General features: G+C 48.5%; 13 protein-coding genes and 1 pseudogene. 3 read left to right on the forward strand and 11 right to left on the reverse strand.

Annotation, left to right across the window (positions count from 1 at the left end; translation table 11 throughout):
* The first annotated feature begins 37 nt into the window (after positions 1 to 37).
* A complete protein-coding gene (locus ACE41H_RS03200; RefSeq protein WP_375353338.1) occupies positions 38 to 904 on the forward strand; it encodes an SDR family oxidoreductase in 867 nt (288 codons plus the stop codon).
* Positions 905 to 953: 49 nt separating this feature from the next.
* On the opposite strand, the gene ACE41H_RS03205 is transcribed toward ACE41H_RS03200, so the two are convergent.
* The 6 genes and pseudogenes from ACE41H_RS03205 to ACE41H_RS03230 form a co-directional block, all read right to left on the reverse strand.
* Positions 954 to 1727 (reverse strand): hypothetical protein, encoded by a 774-nt coding sequence (locus ACE41H_RS03205; protein WP_375353339.1) that lies wholly within the window; start codon positions 1725 to 1727, stop codon positions 954 to 956.
* A gap of 65 nt (positions 1728 to 1792) precedes the next feature.
* Complete coding sequence (locus ACE41H_RS03210) at positions 1793 to 2017, reverse strand: hypothetical protein (protein ID WP_375353340.1); 225 nt, start codon at positions 2015 to 2017, stop codon at positions 1793 to 1795.
* Positions 2018 to 2092: 75 nt separating this feature from the next.
* Positions 2093 to 2992 carry a hypothetical protein gene (locus tag ACE41H_RS03215; protein ID WP_375353341.1) on the reverse strand — a complete coding sequence of 300 codons (900 nt, stop codon included), beginning with the start codon at positions 2990 to 2992 and terminating at the stop codon, positions 2093 to 2095.
* 367 nt (positions 2993 to 3359) lie between these two features.
* Positions 3360 to 3488, reverse strand: a pseudogene (locus ACE41H_RS03220) (6-phosphogluconate dehydrogenase); the annotation flags it as partial.
* A 156-nt stretch (positions 3489 to 3644) separates the two neighbouring features.
* Positions 3645 to 4646 carry a Gfo/Idh/MocA family protein gene (locus ACE41H_RS03225; RefSeq protein WP_375353342.1) on the reverse strand — a complete coding sequence of 334 codons (1002 nt, stop codon included), beginning with the start codon at positions 4644 to 4646 and terminating at the stop codon, positions 3645 to 3647.
* Positions 4624 to 5751, reverse strand: a complete 1128-nt coding sequence (locus ACE41H_RS03230; protein ID WP_375353343.1) for a Gfo/Idh/MocA family protein — start codon at positions 5749 to 5751, stop codon at positions 4624 to 4626. The genes ACE41H_RS03225 and ACE41H_RS03230 overlap by 23 nt, the downstream gene beginning before the upstream one ends.
* A gap of 120 nt (positions 5752 to 5871) precedes the next feature.
* Here ACE41H_RS03230 and ACE41H_RS03235 point away from each other — a divergent pair, with 120 nt between their 5' ends.
* A complete protein-coding gene (locus ACE41H_RS03235) occupies positions 5872 to 6762 on the forward strand; it encodes a helix-turn-helix transcriptional regulator (protein WP_375353344.1) in 891 nt (296 codons plus the stop codon).
* A 189-nt stretch (positions 6763 to 6951) separates the two neighbouring features.
* Here ACE41H_RS03235 and gnd read toward each other — a convergent pair whose 3' ends face one another.
* The 3 genes from gnd to zwf all read right to left on the reverse strand — a co-directional run bounded on the left by gnd (position 6952) and on the right by zwf (position 10711).
* Positions 6952 to 8367: an NADP-dependent phosphogluconate dehydrogenase gene (gene gnd / locus ACE41H_RS03240; RefSeq protein ID WP_375353345.1), complete on the reverse strand. Its 1416-nt coding sequence runs from the start codon at positions 8365 to 8367 to the stop codon at positions 6952 to 6954.
* Between the two features lie 122 nt (positions 8368 to 8489).
* Positions 8490 to 9155 carry a fructose-6-phosphate aldolase gene (gene fsa / locus ACE41H_RS03245; RefSeq protein ID WP_375353346.1) on the reverse strand — a complete coding sequence of 222 codons (666 nt, stop codon included), beginning with the start codon at positions 9153 to 9155 and terminating at the stop codon, positions 8490 to 8492.
* A gap of 41 nt (positions 9156 to 9196) precedes the next feature.
* Positions 9197 to 10711 (reverse strand): glucose-6-phosphate dehydrogenase, encoded by a 1515-nt coding sequence (zwf, locus tag ACE41H_RS03250; protein WP_375353347.1) that lies wholly within the window; start codon positions 10709 to 10711, stop codon positions 9197 to 9199.
* 177 nt (positions 10712 to 10888) lie between these two features.
* Between zwf and ACE41H_RS03255 the strand changes: the two genes are divergently transcribed.
* Positions 10889 to 11785, forward strand: coding sequence for a LysR family transcriptional regulator (locus ACE41H_RS03255; protein WP_375353349.1), 897 nt, complete (start codon positions 10889 to 10891; stop codon positions 11783 to 11785).
* Between the two features lie 61 nt (positions 11786 to 11846).
* Here the strand turns inward: ACE41H_RS03255 and ACE41H_RS03260 are convergent, their stop codons facing one another.
* Both ACE41H_RS03260 and ACE41H_RS03265 read right to left on the reverse strand, forming a co-directional pair.
* On the reverse strand, positions 11847 to 12968 hold the full coding sequence (locus ACE41H_RS03260) for a GntR family transcriptional regulator (protein ID WP_375353350.1): 1122 nt from the start codon (positions 12966 to 12968) through the stop codon (positions 11847 to 11849).
* A 121-nt stretch (positions 12969 to 13089) separates the two neighbouring features.
* Positions 13090 to 16221, reverse strand: coding sequence for an alpha-mannosidase (locus ACE41H_RS03265; protein ID WP_375353351.1), 3132 nt, complete (start codon positions 16219 to 16221; stop codon positions 13090 to 13092).
* Positions 16222 to 16231 lie beyond the last annotated feature (10 nt).

Consider the following 16231-nt stretch of genomic DNA (forward strand, 5'->3'; position numbering starts at 1 on the left):
AGGACATTGTAAAACATAATGAGAGGATGTTGTTATCATGATTATCGTTACCGGAGCCAGCGGGAAATTGGGTGGGGCAGTAGTAAAGCAGTTGCTTAAGCGCGTGCCTGCCGGACAGATCGGTGTCAGCGTGCGCGATCCGCATCAGGCACAGAAGCTTCAGGAACTTGGAGTTCGTGTCCGTCAGGGCGATTTCGACGATGTCGAGAGTCTGTATCACGCCTTTGAAGGGGCATCACAGGTTCTCATCGTTTCGTCAGGCACCCTGGGTGAGGCTGGTATCAGGCAGCATCAAACAGCGATTGACACGGCAAAGAAGGCAGGGGCTAGCCGAGTGTTATACACAAGTCACATGGGCTCTTCCCCGACATCACACTTCGCTCCCATGATTCACCATGATGCTACCGAAAAACTGCTGCAAGCATCAGGTATGGCTTTCACGTCCCTCCGTAATGGTTTCTATATCGCATCGGCATTAATGTTGATCGGTGGAGCTTTACAAACAGGGGAACTGATCGCTCCTGAGGACGGTCCGGTTGCCTGGACAGCCCACTCTGACTTGGCCGAAGCTACTGCGGCGATTATATGTGAGCAGAAATTTGATGGCCTAACTCCCAATCTTACCGCATCCGAAGCCATTGACATGGAAGGCATTGCGACAATCGCTTCTGAGGTTCTGGGGCGGACTATCCGCCGAATCGTTGTGTCTGACGAAGAATTTAGGGATCATATGCTGTCTCAAGGCGTGCCGGAAGCGAGTATAAATATGCGGTTAGGTGTGTTTCGGGCCAGCCGTCAGGGCGATTTCACGCAAGTCGATCCTGCTCTGGCTAATTTGATCGGTCGCCCCCCATTGAGTTTTAAAGAAGTCTTGATGGAGTCGATTTCTCAGCAACAAGTTTGATTGCGTTAGCACATGCAAATAGGGCATCCAATGGGATGCCTTATTGCTGTCATGATCCTTTAACGACCTGGATGTTATTGATAAAACCATCTTCTGGTGTAAATATCGGAGTGAATTTTTTACTTTTCACATCATATTCGTATAACCCGCGTTTATTTTTTACAATAGCAATGGTATAGATCTTGTTGCCCTCACTTGAGTAATTAGCATCACCTCTTTGTAATCTTGCCGCTTCCCATTGGCTCACATCGGTTGAACGATCAGCAAGTTCAAAATCAATCACAGTAGACGGGCCTCGGTTATATTCCTTGTCAGAAAAAGCAATGACGTGACCATCTTTATGCATCAGCATCCGAATCCAGTAATTCTTACTAAAAAGCTTTCTCTTCTCTTTTAAATCAAAGTCTGTCTCATATACCGTATGAGTTGGCATTTTAAAATTATTTTGCCCAGCCGGTCCGTCCTGGTGTGCAAGACTATAATTTCTCTGCTTTAAGGAATACGCAGAAGCATAGATTTTTTTATTTTTGTGATCCACTGTAATGGCTTCTATGAGTGTATCTTGATCTCCCCAAAGTGTCATTTTTCTGGTTTTGAGATTGATCGATCCTAGTCTTATCGCCTGTTCTCCTTTAATATTAGCAACAAAAAACAATTGATCTCCTGATGGAATCACATAATTGACGGCAAACAAATTATCAGTAAGCTGAGTGCTATTATTGCTGCTTAAATCTCTAACAAAGATTTGATCTCCGTATTCCTGATCAGTGCCTACTCTTTGTGTGTAATAAACTAACTGATTCGCTTTATCGTAATAGCCCAAAGGATATTGAGCAGTATAATCGAATTCAAAAATCTTCTCCGTTTTTTTTGTAGAAGTATCGTAACTTAAAACCTGCGTTTTACTTCTCCATTTTCATTGGTCGTTGCATATTCCGAGTAAGACATGGTAATGTAATCTGCTGCAGGCTTTGTTATTTTCACCTCTGAATTAGCATCAGGATTGTTATTTTGAATGTTTTTTTCTTCTGAGATGACTTCTTTAGACGAGCATGCGACCAGTAGTACAACTATCAGCAATAAAGATATCAGGATTTTTAATTGTTTCTTCAAATCACTCTCTCCTCAATTCCCAGGTTCTATAATCAAGTATGCCTATGGCAGAAAGCCATAGGCATACTTATTAAACTAAAATCGATAATAGTATCTACCTGGGAAGGATAGCGAGTCACTATACGTATAACCGAATTGTTGACTACTCCATCCCCAGAAATAATTATCTAATACTGCATCAGGAAGAGATCCAATATCATTTTTATATACGGTTTTCGAAATATCCGTATCTAGAGCTCTTGCTGTTATCGGAGTATTCTGTACTGGATTATCGATTTGCCGTTTAGTAGCAACGTCACCCGCACCAAGCGTTTTACCACTCGATCCTACTGTTCCGGAGCCACCAACACCCGCCCGGAAAACGGTAAATCTACCTTCTCCCGTCACTGCACCTGCTGAGATAGTTACTTTCTGTCCTGAACCATATGTGTATGTACCTGCAGGTAAGCGTCCAGGATAAGGAACAGTAGTAGATGGAATGTCTGCTGCTATTGCTTGCTTCGATGCCATGCTTTCATCTACATAAACACGAACGATATGTCCGTCTGAACCGTACATCACTGCTATTCCTAGAGCTGGTTCGGGCAAATCCCACCCGAGGTCAACAACAGGTAAGTCCTTTACAGATTCCGCTACGGATTTAAAAAACTCATCCTCGGCAGCTCTTCCTTCAATATCTGGCACTTCTTCTTGCCCTAAGCTCTTCAAACCTTGTTGTTCGTCAGCATGTTCCTCGGCACTTGTGTCGTATGTTACGATTGGTTCCAGGTCTGCATCATAAGTAAGAGTTGTTCCAGGTTCAAAAGTGGTAGGAATTTGGTGTTTGATCAAATCAAGGTCAAGCAATACGTCTTGCGATAATTTGCTATCCGCTAGAGTATCCTCGGCAGCAGATGCCACTAAAGTGGGCGACAAAAATAAAGCAGCAGAGAGACTTAGAGTCACCCATTTAAAAGTTGGCTTGGACGATTTCATACTTTCTTGCCTCCTAATCAGTAGTAATTTTTTAGCAGTTACATGAGAGAAATAACGCTTTTTATTACTTCTGCTGTTACAATCTAAGGTGCAAGAAATTTTGATCCCTCCTTTCATCTATCCAACAATAGTCATTATATATCAATAAAAATGAGATTTTGTTGCATTTTATTCATAATCATGGGTTTTTATGTGGTAGTTTTCTATTTTCTATGAATATTCGTCGTCATATAGCAGCATTCTCATCTTTCCAGAAGCCGGTAAAGTCCCATCTTTAACCTTCCTCAGTCATAAAGAAAAAACTCCTACAAATAATCATCGTTAAATCCATGATTATCTATAGGAGTTTATCTTCATTTATCCATACTCAGTTTTTATCCATCCACTGAAAATGGAACGTTTCTTCGCGGTTTGTCCGCTGGAAGGTATGGGCTCCGAAGTAGTCCCGTTGTGCCTGCAGCAGATTCGCTGGCAGACGCTCGGAACGATAGCTATTCTCATGCAGTTCGCTGGTGCTTACATTCAACATATCCTTCAGGATGTGGTACGCTTCGCCGATGAAATAGTTGGTATTTGCTTTTTAATTGAATCCAGATCAATGCATGTTTCTAGTTTCCCTAATTCCATTTATATACGTTATGCTTTTATTCGCTTAGCCTTGCAGCTCGGACAGCCGGATGCCGCGATGCTCGCGCGCCGACTGGTTAGCCGCTTCCATCAGCTTGGTCAGTTCAACGGCATAAGCCACATTCTCATCAGCCGTGGTATCTTGCTGAATATGACTAATCCATTGCTCAAACGCACTCTCCCGTGGTCCTGGAACCGGAAGTTCTACCCAAGCATCCTTATATTCTTCTTTCCGCGAAGTGCGGATCAACAGCTTTTCATCCGGCGTTCCGTAGAGAATCGAACCTTCCGTCCCATGAATTTCGACGCTGAATGGAGAGAAGTTGTTCACGAACCCCGCTTCAACAATTCCGATTGCACCCGATGGCGTCGACAGCGTTGCAACGGCGTTATCCTCTACTTCTTTTCCCGTAACATAGCCAAACTCCGCCTTCACTTCCTCCACATCCTGCTGCAGGAACAGCCTTGTCAAATACATCGGATGGCAGCCCAGATCAATCAAAGCACCGCCCAGGCAATCTTCCAGCTTGTAGAAAGAGGATGGCAGCCAGCCCGCTGTCGCCCCGTTATGGGATAAGCGGACTCTCACCTGAGTGACCTGGCCGAGCAGCTCCTGATCCAGAATGTCGCGAATCGCCAGTGTGTAGCCGTCGTTCAGCCTTGGCAGTGACACGGTCAACTTCACCTTGTTACGATCCACGGCATCCAATATTTCGTTCACTTCATGTAGCGTCGGCGCCAGCACCTTTTCGGTAAAAATATGCTTGCCTGCGGCAGCCGCCTTCAACATCACATCGCGGTGCATATAGGTTGGAGCATCCACAATGACCGCATCGATGTCATCCTGCGCAAGCATTTCATCCAGAGAAGCATAAAACGCCACACCTTGCTGATCTGCAGCTTCTTTACCCCGCTCCTGATTTTCATCCCAAACCGCTACGATTTCGGTATCAGAATGCGCCCCCGCCTGCTTGGTATAATCCCATGCATGAACATGCCAATAGCTAATTTTTCCGATTCTGATCATTTCCCGCCACCTCTTCAAAATAGACCGTTTTCCCCGTTCGCGCCGACTCGTAGATCGCTTCCAACACTTCCGTTACAACAAGCGCCTGTTCCGGTTTCACCATCGGTTCTGTACCGGATAGGATACTCTCGATCCAAAGTCTGCACTCGCGGGCTGCTTGGCTTTCCGATTTCCCGTCAAAATATGCGACTCCGCCCGTATTCAGTTCAGGCAGTTTCGTATACAGTTGGCCGAACTCTTCCCCGTTGATCCGCAACCCGTCGCGCATATCAGCACCAGCCTCGGTTCCGCACAACGTAGATTTGGCCTCGTCTACGTCCAGCGTGTTCAGCGCCCAACTGGATTCCAGCACAACGGTTGCGCCGTTTTCCATCGTAATAAAACCAAATGCCGAATCTTCGACGGTAAACCTCTCCGGATCCCATGGACCGAATGCATTCGCAGCGTCTTTTTTGCCGCCGAGTTTATGGTACACATTCCCGACAACGCTTTTCACCTTATAGTTGTCCATCAGCCACAAGGTCAAATCAAGCGCATGGGTGCCGATGTCGATCAGCGGGCCACCCCCCTGTTCCTCTTCGTTCAAGAATACGCCCCAAGTCGGTACAGCACGTCTGCGGATCGCATGGGCTTTGGCAAAATAAATATCGCCCAAATCGCCGCGTTCTGCTATTTTTTTCAGCAGCAGCGAATCCGGCCGGTAGCGGTTGTCATAGCCGATGGTGAGCTTTTTGCCTGTGCGTTTCGCGGTTTCCAGCATCGCTCTGGCTTCTTTGGCCGTTTTAGCCATAGGTTTTTCGCACATGACGTGTTTTCCAGCTTCCAAGGCATCGATCGTAATAAAGGAGTGGGATTTGTTAGGTGTGCACACATGAATCAAATCGATGCTCTCATCTTTAAGCAATTCTTTATAATCCGTATATATGGCGATATCCTCCCGGCCGATTTTGCGGGCTGATTCGATTGCGCGCTCCTCGATAATATCGCAGAATGCCACCAATTCGACGTTTTTCTGGGCACTCAGACTTGGTATATGTTTGCCGTTAGCGATTCCGCCGCAGCCGATAATGCCGACACGTAATATTTTTTGTTCCTGTATAGTCATTAACTTGATCATCTCCTTCCATTAACAAGTAACGTAAGGATATCAAAATCGACTCAGAAGTAATACAATGAAGCTATTCGAAAGTATAAAATATTTGTCATGGTTAATCGAGGTGCTGAAATGATGACCGAGCCGTATTTTGAATCCAACCGGTCCCAATCCGGGTCGATCCATTATCCTTATGAAAGCATGATCCACTTCGGTAAAGAGCCGCGCTGCCTTGTGGAACCCCACTGGCATCTGTATATTGAAATCCTATATTTTCTTTCCGGCAAGGCCAAGGTTTATTTGGGAGGCAAATGCCATGTCCTTGGGCAAGGCGATCTGATTCTGATTCATTCCCATGAAACGCATTCGATTTATTCCTTGGATGACAAGGTCTCTTATATCGTCGTTAAATTTGATCCCGAGATTCTGTATTCGACTTCCCGGACCATTCTGGAATCAAAATATATTCTGCCGTTTACCCTAGCCGAATCCAGTAGTCAGCGAGTTTTTACCGAGCCAGAAATTAAGGATACGCCCATTCCCGGCATGATCTGGGAGATTTATAATGAATTCAGCGCCAAAAGCTTTGGCTTCGAGCTTGCCGTGCGTACTCTCATCTGCCGCGTTTTTTTATGGTTCCTGCGCCAGACCCGTCACCAGCATTGGAACTGGGAGGTGGCGCATTCGCTGAATGACAGCGACTACCAGATGCTGCAGAAAGTGTTCGAATATATCGACTATAACTATATGAACGATATTAATGCCCAAACCGCCGCCCGCCTGTGCAATATGAGCTACAGCTATTTTTCCAGAAGATTCAAGGCAATCATGGGCAAAACATTCACCAATTATTTGAGCTACATTCGGATTACCAAGGCGGAGAAACTTCTCCTCACAACAGATAAAAGCATGACCGATATCGCGCTGGAAGTCGGTTTTTCTAGCTCCAGCTATTTCATCCAGCAGTTCAGAAAATACAAAGATATTTCTCCCAACCATTTCCGTAAAAAAGGAAAAGCCTGACACGTGGAGTCAGGCTTTTTCAGCGAGTAGCACAGGTAACCTCCCATAAGACTGGTCGCGCATCCAAAGGCGAATTCTCTGTGGGCAAATAAAAGTGTGGTGGTGACCACATTCAGTCAAAAAACTCCTACAAATAATCACTGTTAAATCCATGATCATCTGTAGGAGTTTATCTTCATTTATCTATGTTCAGTTTTTATCCATCCATTGAAAATGGAAGGTTCCTTCGCGGTCTGTGCGCTGGAAGGTATGGGCTCCGAAGTAGTCCCGTTGTGCCTGCAGCAGATTCGCTGGCAGACGCTCCGAACGGTAGCTGTCATAGTATGCCAGAGCGGATGCAAAAGCAGGAACTGGAATGCCTCTCGTAACGGCAATCGCTACCACTTTTCTCCATGCTTCCTGGTAGCTTTCAATTACGCCGCCGAAGTAATCGTCCAGGAACAGGTTTTTCAGCTCAGGGTTGCGGTCATACGCATCCTTGATGTTTTGCAGGAATCTGGCGCGGATAATGCAGCCACCGCGGAAGATCATCGCAATTTTGCCATAGTCGAGATTCCAGTTATATTCTTCGGAAGCAGCTCTCATTTGCGCAAAGCCTTGCGCATAGGAAGCGATCTTGCTGGCATACAGCGCTTTGCGGACGGCTTCAATAAGTTCTTTAGCATCGCCGTCAAAGCTTGCCGCAGCAGGACCGTTCAGCTTTTTGCTTGCCGCCACACGCTCTTCCTTCATGGCCGAGATGAAGCGGGAGAATACAGATTCCGTAATAATGGAGAGCGGTACGCCCAGATCCAGGGCGCTTTGGCTGGTCCATTTGCCCGTTCCTTTTTGCCCTGCGGAATCAAGAATTACATCGACCATCGGTTTGCCTGTTTCCGGGTCTGTCTTGGAGAAGATGTCAGCCGTAATTTCGATCAGGTAGCTGTCCAGTTCGCCTTTGTTCCATTCGGAGAAGATTTCATGCAGTTCGCTGGTGCTTATATTCAAAACATCCTTCAGGATGTGGTACGCTTCGCCGATCAACTGCATATCGCCGTACTCGATGCCGTTATGCACCATTTTCACATAATGGCCGGCGCCGTCCGGTCCGATGTAGGTCGAACAAGCGTCCCCGTTCACTTTCGCGGAAATGGCTGTCAGAATAGGCTCTACCAGCTCATACGCTTCCTTCTGGCCGCCAGGCATGATGGCCGGTCCCTTCAATGCGCCCTCTTCACCTCCGGAAACACCTGCCCCGATAAAACGCAGTCCTTTGGCTGACAATTCTTTATTTCTTCTTTGTGTATCAGGGAAATAAGCATTGCCGCCGTCAATCAGAATATCCCCTTCATCCAGGTACGGTACCAGCTGATTAATCGTGTCATCGGTGGGCTGTCCAGCCTTAACCATAATTAAGATTCTGCGGGGCACTTCCAGGGATTGAACGAATTCTTCAATGCTGTATGTACCCGCAAAATTTTTCCCTGGGCTTTCTTCCAGCAGCTCCTTCGTTTTTTCAGCAGAACGGTTATATAAAGAGACCGAAAATCCCTTGCTTTCGATATTCAGGGCCAGGTTCTTACCCATGACCGCAAGACCAACGACACCAATTTGTTGTTTGCTCATTGTTATATCCTCTTTTCGTCATTAATCTATCTCAAAAGGCACTGCGACCAGCGGCGGCCTTTTGCTGCCAGCCGCCGCGCTCGCCTGAACAAGGTTAAATGCTGATCACTTGCATTTCTGAATTATTGCACTGCTTTTTTCCAGTCGTTTGCGAATTTCTCCAGACCTTGATCTGTCAATGGATGTTTGGAGATTTGTTCAATAACGCTAAACGGAACGGTTGCGATATGAGCGCCGGCCATAGCAACACGAGTTACGTGATCCGGATGTCTTACGGAAGCTGCGATGATTTGCGAATCCAGGTTGTGAATGCGGAACAATTCAGCAACTTTGACAATCAGCTGCACGCCATCTTCGGAAATATCGTCCAGACGACCCAGGAATGGAGAAACATAAGTAGCACCTGCACGGGCTGCCAGCAGAGCCTGGTTCGGTGTGAAAATCAGCGTTACGTTCGTTTTCACGCCTTTTTTCGTCAGATAACGGCAAGCCTCAAGGCCAGGCAGTGTCATAGGCAGCTTAATGGTAATGTTTTTATCGTTGTTGTTGATTTTGATCAGCTCTTCAGCCTGGGCAATCATTTCTTCGGCTGTTATGGCGTCAGGAGTCACCTCGGCGGACACCGATTCTACCTCAGGCACAGCTTGCAAAATTTCTTCAATCCGTTTTTCGAAGGACACGCCTTCTTTAACCACGAGGGACGGGTTGGTGGTTACACCAGACAGAACGCCGATTTTGTATGCTTTCTTAATGTCTTCCAGGTTTGCAGTGTCTACAAAAAATTTCATCGTAAATTACCTCCATGTAATAAATGATTAATATATATGAATTAAGGGGTTACCAGGGAATATGCAGTGCTTTCGCTCTTCTCTTCATCCTTGGCGTCAAACCACCAATGATAGCCGTCCCTTGCGAGCAGCTTATCCGCTTCGGCGGGTCCGTAGCTGCCTGCTGCATAAGGAAACAGCGGAACGAGATTTTCCTCGAAGGCTTCCAGGATCGGCTGCACCCACTGCCAGGACAATTCGACTTCGTCCCAATGGGCAAAATACGTTGCATCACCATGGATTGCGTCATAAATCAGATTTTCATAAGCCTCCGGCAAATCAGCCCGGCTCGAATGCAGCTCGATGTTCACCGGCTTGATCTCCCCTTTATGTTGAGGATCGTTCATATTCAACTGCAGCGTGATGCTTTCATCTGGACTCATTTCGATGACGAGCAGATTTGGCCGCAGGGAGCTGTCCTTGACTGAACCCAATTGAGCTAACGGATCTTTAAACTCGATGACAATCCGTGTGGACTTCTCTTTCATTCTTTTACCCGTTCGGATATAGAAAGGAACACCCTTCCAAAAATAATCATCAATCTGCATTTTAGCTGCGATAAATGTATCGTTCATCGAATCTGGAGCAATTCCGGGCTCGGAGGTATAACCGGCTACCGGCACACCCTTGATGTTTCCTTCCCGGTATTGGCCGCGGATGATATTCAGACTGACATCCTGCTTGCGAACCGGCTCCAGCGCTTTGACAACCTGTTTCTTCTTCTCGCGCATCTGATCAATGGTGCTGTCATGCGGAAGCTGGATCGCCGTCATCATGAGCAGCTGCAGCATATGGTTTTGGAACATGTCACGCAGTGCGCCTACATGATCGTAATAACCTGCTCTTTCTTCGACGCCTACCGTTTCATTAGCAGTTATCTGGACGTTGGAGATATAGCGATTTTTCAGCAAGGCTTGCAGGACAGGGTTTGTTGCCCGCAGTGTTTCAAGTCCTTGCACCATCGGTTTGCCGAGATAATGATCAATACGGTACACTTCGTCTTCCATAAATGATTTGCTCAGGTTCTCTTGAAGCTCTCTGGCTGACTGCAAGTCATGACCGAAAGGCTTTTCAATGACAAGACGTTTCCAGCCCTGGGTTGAACCAAGTCCGCTGGCTTGAATGTTAGCTGCGATCGGTTCGAAAAATTCCGGTCCTACAGACAGGTAAAAAAGACGGTTTTGCGGAATGCCGAGTTCTTGTTCCCGCTTTTCCACCAGTTGCAGCAGCTTCTCGTAGTCTTCCTTACGGCCGATATCCAGCACGCTGAAGCGGAACGCCTGCACAAATTGCTTGATTTTTATTGAATCCGCTGCCTCCCGTCTGGAGAATTCGTGCAGCGATTGCTCGACATTCGCCTGGAAGGTTTCGTCAGACCATTCTCTCCGTCCAAGTCCAATCAGGGAAAAGGATTCCGGTAGCTTCTGGTCGATAAACAGATTATATAAAGCGGGATAAATTTTTCTTTTGGCTAGATCGCCTGTTGCTCCAAACAAAATAAAGGTTGCTGGTTCCATCTTCCTTACTCCTTTCCAAAGAGCTGCTTGATCTCCCGTATGGCAAAGGTGTCTTTGCTGCTTTTCATTGACGGTTGTTTTTGGCAAGCTCTGGTTTGTTCTTTCTGGTTCTACTATAATACTTTTAGAAGCCATATAAGTAATTGATAAATTTAAGAGGAGATATAGATCACATTTATGAGTATAAATTATGAGCTTTACAAGGTTTTTTATTGGGCAGCGAAAACAGGCAGCTTGTCCCAGGCAGCCAAGGCGTTATATCTCACCCAGCCCAGCGTCAGCCATGCGATCAAGCAGCTGGAGGACAGCTTCGGCATCACGCTGTTTCACAGAAATGCCAAAGGTGTGGTCCTTACGCAGGAGGGCGCTGTTCTATATTCCTATATCGAGCAGTCGCAAATTTTAATCACATTGGCCGAGGAAAGAATGGCTGCCCTTAAAAATCTGGAAAGCGGCGAGCTGCGGGTCGGTGGCAGTGAATCGCTGTTCAAGCATTATCTGCTTCCTTTCATAGAGAATTTCCATGAACAGTACCCGGATGTCAGATTACAGCTTAACCATGGGACGACCCCGGAAATTATCGCTTTTCTCAAGGAAGGCCGAATTGATTTGGGCGTTGTGCGCATGCCGATTGTGGATGCTCAATTGGACGTCAAGGAAAGCTTTCAGTTGAGGGAGTGCTTTGTGGCGGGTGAGCGATATGCCGAGCTGAAGCACGAGATTTTGCCATTGGAAAAGCTGCAGCAGTACCCGGTCATATTGTTCTCACGCAACAGCCGGGTACGGGTGGGCATTACGGAGCTGTTCGAAAGCTACGGCTACCATCTGAAGCCGGATATCGAGGTTGGCAGCGTGGACCTGCTCATCGAGTTTGCGCGGCGGGGACTTGGAATATCCTATGTGACCAGGGAGTTTGTGACAAAGGAGCTTGAGGAGGGTTCGTTGTTCGAAATCCAGTTGGATGTGAAGCTGCCACCTTCGCGTGTTGGCATCATGACGATGCAGAACTTGCCGTTGTCCAGTGCTGCCAACAAATTTATTGAACTTCTTCTGGAAAAGGACCTCCGTAATTAACGCTAAAAGACCGCTTGCCGTTGTTTAGGCTAAGCGGCCTGCCTTTTGGTATCATTCATGTTCATGAGGACACCGGTTTACTGGCAGCAATATTTCCGACGACACTGTTGCCTTCTACCAAGGTTGCAGGAAGGAAATCCTGCCGGTTTGTGAACTTGCCCTCCATCATTTCCAGCAGCCACTGGATGGCAAGCTTGCCGAGCGCTTTCTCATCCTGGAGAATACGGGTGAAATTCCAGCTCTGCAGACTGGGCTCCGGCCCGTCAAAGCATAAAATAGAAAGGTCCTCCGGGACGCGTAAACCGAGCTGCTCTGCCGCTCTCTTGGCCAAAACCGCGATGTTATACTCCATGGCGAATAAAGCGGTGATGTGCGGATTGCGCATCAGATGCTTTTTGATTTGCTCGATATCCTGCTCCATCGTTGCCCCGGAGGAAGGCTGTGTGCTCTCAATCGCGGTAAGCCACAGCTGCCTGTCCACGACCGCGTTTCTTTCCGCATAGGCCTGCACAATCCCGTCCAAACGGTCTTCCACCGTCGTAATTCCGATCGCGCGCGGCGATACAATGCCGATATGCTCGTGACCCAGGCCAAATAAGTATTCCACTCCCATTTTGGCGGCGGCTGTATTATCGCTGGACACGGAAGTCGCGGCGACCCCCTTGAAGCACCTGTCGATCAGGACAAACGGGAAGCGGTTGACCACCATTTTCAAAATTTCCGAGCTGTAATGCTCCGCTTCCGCCGGATAAATAAGAAGTCCGTCAACGCCGAATTCCAGCAGCTCTTTGATCATTTTTTCCTCTTTGGCCGGTTGGCCCAGGGAACGCTTCAAAATCACAAAGCATTTGCCATCCGAGGCTTCCTCAATGCTTGCGATGAGCTTGCTTCCGTAGGTGTCGTCGAAGGCGGTCACGATCAGACCAAACAGCGGTTTGCGCTCGTTATCCTGTACGATTCGGTTCGCGCCCTGATCTCCTGACACGAATGTGCCTTTACCCCGCTGCCGGTATACTGTTCCCTCTTCAACCAACTTCTCCAACGCTTTCTTGCTCGTAATCCGGCTGACGCGAAAGTCTTCAGACAGCTCCTTTTCCGATGGGACACGGTCGCCAGCCTTGTACTTTCCGGACACGATGTCCTGCTTCAATGCCTGGTATACTTGTTCATATAAAGCTTTCATCCCAGCCTCCACCTCATAGCCTTCTACATCCTTCTATTGGGAATTGGCGAATCCCTATCTATTTAAAAAGCCCTCCAAGTATAATTACCTCTATATTATACCGGAAGGGCTGTTGGCTCGTTTATTTTTTTAGCTGTACGAGAAAGGTTTTGATTTCATAGGGCTTGATGTCAAAGGAGAATGGCCCATGCTCAGGAACATCGTCTGTGGCTCTCTCCAGCAGATCGCATTCCTGCCAGGAGGCGATGTTCAGCCCGCTGCTGATCTCCACCCGTCCTCTGGCCCCTGCAAATTCATGCAACCGGATGACGATATGCTCACCCTCTTCCGACTTTTTTATGGCATCGATCATGACGTGATCGCAGTTCAGGGAGAACATGGACAGGCTGCCGCTCCGTCCCTCGATACCGGTAAGAGGGTTATTGAGATCCCATGCTTCCCGGACCGTCCCGCCCTCATACCAGCCGGATGCGTGCGGCAGCAGTGCATACGTAAATACGTGCTCGCCCTGATCCGCCTGCACATCCGGGTAGGTTGCCGATTTCAGCAGCGTCAGGCGAATGACATTATCCTTGATATCATGGCCGTATTTGCAGTCATTCAGCAGGCTGACACCATAACCGGTTTCAGACAGATCCGCCCATTGATGGCCCACCGTTTCAAAGCGCGCGTAGTCCCAGCTCGTATTCCAGTGAGTCGGCCGCTTGACATTGCCATATTGAATGTCATAGGTCGCTTCCGTTGCCCGCACATCTACGGCGAAGGCCGCTTTCAGCAGCTGGTCCTGCTCGTGCCAATCGATGTGCGTCTCAAAATCGATCCGCGGATTGTCGGCATACAGAACCATATTTTGTGTGATCATGGACCGGTTGTACGACCAAGTGAACTGAATGACGGTGCGGACTGGTCCCTTCTCGGTAACTGTGCACCCAGTCAAATCCGTAATCTCCTTCATCTTCTCCTGGTAATAAATATCGATATCCCAGGCATCATACTGCATCGGTTTATCCTCGAATACCTGCAGCACATTGCCTCTGGCTCCCCGAGCCAGTACATCACGCCCGTTCTTCACATCAAAAATACGAATCAGTTGGCCGTATTCATTCCACTTCATTTCATAATAAGGTGATGTGATGGAGTTGTTCGTCGTTTGAAATACAGAGCCAGCCTGATCCTCCCTAGCTCGCTCCTCACCACCTTGTTCGCAGGTAATAACCGCAGCTCCAAGCGGCGGAATTTGCTCTATTTGCACGATCCAGTTCCCCTCAGCGGAGAGTTGTGATTTTAGGCGGTTGCCGTTCTCATTTTTCCAGATCAGCTCTTCATCGCCCTGACCGGCAACCTGAACGACGCCGCTGCGGCTCCAAGAGGTGGAATTGAAGACGGTAAAAGACTGCGGATTATCTCCGTTTACGAGCCCTTTGACCGCTTCCGACAGAGCCCCGCTTGCAAGACGTTCGGCCTCTTCATATTCGGCCCTGCTGTCCTCGTACACCTCCCGGATCGATGAGCCTGGAATAATGTCATGGAACTGGTTGCGCAGCACGATTTTCCAGCTTTCCTCCAGCTCCTGTGCCGGATAGGCCGACCAATCCCCGGACAAGACACTTTGCAGCACGTTCATCCATTCCGTTTCGCGCAGCAGCAGCTCCATTTTCCGGTTCATGCGCTTGTTGTATGCCTGGCTTGTGTAGGTGCCGCGATGGTACTCCAGGTACAGCTCGCCGTCCCAGGTATGCACATACTGGTCCGTATGCTCGACCGTTTCATGCAGACGTGCAAAAAATTCGTCCGCCCTTCCCGTCTTCACCGCCGGCAGGCCAGGCATCCGATCCAGCCGTCTGCGCATTTCCAGCATCTCGCGGTTGACGCCGCCTCCTCCGTCCCCATAACCGTAGGAGAGCAGCAGCTCCTGGTTTACCGCCTTGTCACGATACACCTCCCAGCTTCCCTTTACAGTACGGGGGGTAATGCGCCCGTTGTAGGTGTAGAACCAATACTCGTCTTCAGGTGTCGTAATAAAATGGGTGAGAATTTCCGTACCGTCAATGCCCCGCCATTTGAACGTATCATGCGGCATTTTGTTGAACTGGCTCCAACTGATTTTGGTCGTCATAAATGTGCGGATTCCCGATTTGACCAAAATTTGCGGCAAGGCCCAGCTGTACCCGAACACGTCAGGCAGCCATAAATATTCGCATTGCCTGCCGTACTGTTCCCGGAAAAACTTTGTTCCATAGAGCAGCTGCCGCACAAGGGACTCACCGGAAGTGAGGTTGCAGTCCGCCTCCAGCCACATGCCCCCGTCCGTCTCCCAGCGCCCTTCCTGCACCCGCTTTCCGATCTGCTCATACAGGTCCGGGTAATCCTGCCGGATATAATCGTACAATTGCGGCTGAGTCTGCAAAAAGATATATTCCGGAAAAAGCTCCATCAACCGCAGCACGGTCGAGAAGGAACGGGCGGCCTTTTCCCTCGTATGCTTCAGCCGCCACAGCCATGCCACATCGATGTGCGTGTGACCGATGCAGGTCACGGTTACCGGGTAATGCTTCGGAATATTCTCAATCGCTTCATTCAAGCTTGCGCCCGCGCGGTATACGCTCTCATAAAACGCATCCGATCCCGGGGCGGACCAGTCGATCAACAGAAAAGCCTGATCCAGGGCTTTTAACAGCGTTTGTCTTTCCGGCTGCGTCTCCGGCAAATAATTGACGGTATCGAAAGCCGCTTTTGCCGTAAAATACAGATCATCCGTCCTCGTATCCAGACAAGCGATAAACGCCGTTTTGATCTGGTGCTCCTGCACCGTCGGTTTGCCGCCACCCTCAAGTCCCGACCACAGCCTGAAACACAAGTTCAGGCTGGTTCCGGCCAGCTCGTCGCTGAGGAACACCTCCTGATGATTCATATCCACCCCCTGATAGGGCTCTCCGTTGAGATAAAGAAGAGATTCAAAGCCGGAATTGCCGCCCCCGCCCGTTTTGCCGAAGTCGAACACACCAACGATTTTTTCACCTTTCCAGTCCGCCGGAATCTCTGCATCCGCCTTGATCCATATATATTTGTCCCGACCTTCCCAGCGGTCTCCTGTATTCATCACCGACCAGTCCCCCTCCTGAGGAGGGCGTTGGCCTATCACCCCTTCCTCGTCCAGTTGAGCCTGGAAGGAGGCAATGGACCGGGTATTGCGGTAACGCCATGTGCTCAATTCACGGATACGGCGTTCAAGCTTTTCAATCGTCCAAAACATACGTGCAGCT

Origin of the sequence: Paenibacillus enshidis (assembly GCF_042136365.1) — a bacterium.
GTDB lineage: Bacteria > Bacillota > Bacilli > Paenibacillales > Paenibacillaceae > Paenibacillus > Paenibacillus enshidis.

Coding starts and splice junctions, on each gene's coding strand:
- ACE41H_RS03200 (WP_375353338.1), top strand. CDS start 38: ATGATTATCGTTACCGGAGCCAGCGGGAAATTGGGTGGGGCAGTAGTA.
- ACE41H_RS03215 (WP_375353341.1), bottom strand. CDS start 2,992: ATGAAATCGTCCAAGCCAACTTTTAAATGGGTGACTCTAAGTCTCTCT.
- ACE41H_RS03225 (WP_375353342.1), bottom strand. CDS start 4,646: ATGATCAGAATCGGAAAAATTAGCTATTGGCATGTTCATGCATGGGAT.
- ACE41H_RS03230 (WP_375353343.1), bottom strand. CDS start 5,751: ATGACTATACAGGAACAAAAAATATTACGTGTCGGCATTATCGGCTGC.
- ACE41H_RS03235 (WP_375353344.1), top strand. CDS start 5,872: ATGATGACCGAGCCGTATTTTGAATCCAACCGGTCCCAATCCGGGTCG.
- gnd (WP_375353345.1), bottom strand. CDS start 8,367: ATGAGCAAACAACAAATTGGTGTCGTTGGTCTTGCGGTCATGGGTAAG.
- fsa (WP_375353346.1), bottom strand. CDS start 9,155: ATGAAATTTTTTGTAGACACTGCAAACCTGGAAGACATTAAGAAAGCA.
- zwf (WP_375353347.1), bottom strand. CDS start 10,711: ATGGAACCAGCAACCTTTATTTTGTTTGGAGCAACAGGCGATCTAGCC.
- ACE41H_RS03255 (WP_375353349.1), top strand. CDS start 10,889: ATGAGTATAAATTATGAGCTTTACAAGGTTTTTTATTGGGCAGCGAAA.
- ACE41H_RS03260 (WP_375353350.1), bottom strand. CDS start 12,968: ATGAAAGCTTTATATGAACAAGTATACCAGGCATTGAAGCAGGACATC.
- ACE41H_RS03265 (WP_375353351.1), bottom strand. CDS start 16,221: ATGTTTTGGACGATTGAAAAGCTTGAACGCCGTATCCGTGAATTGAGC.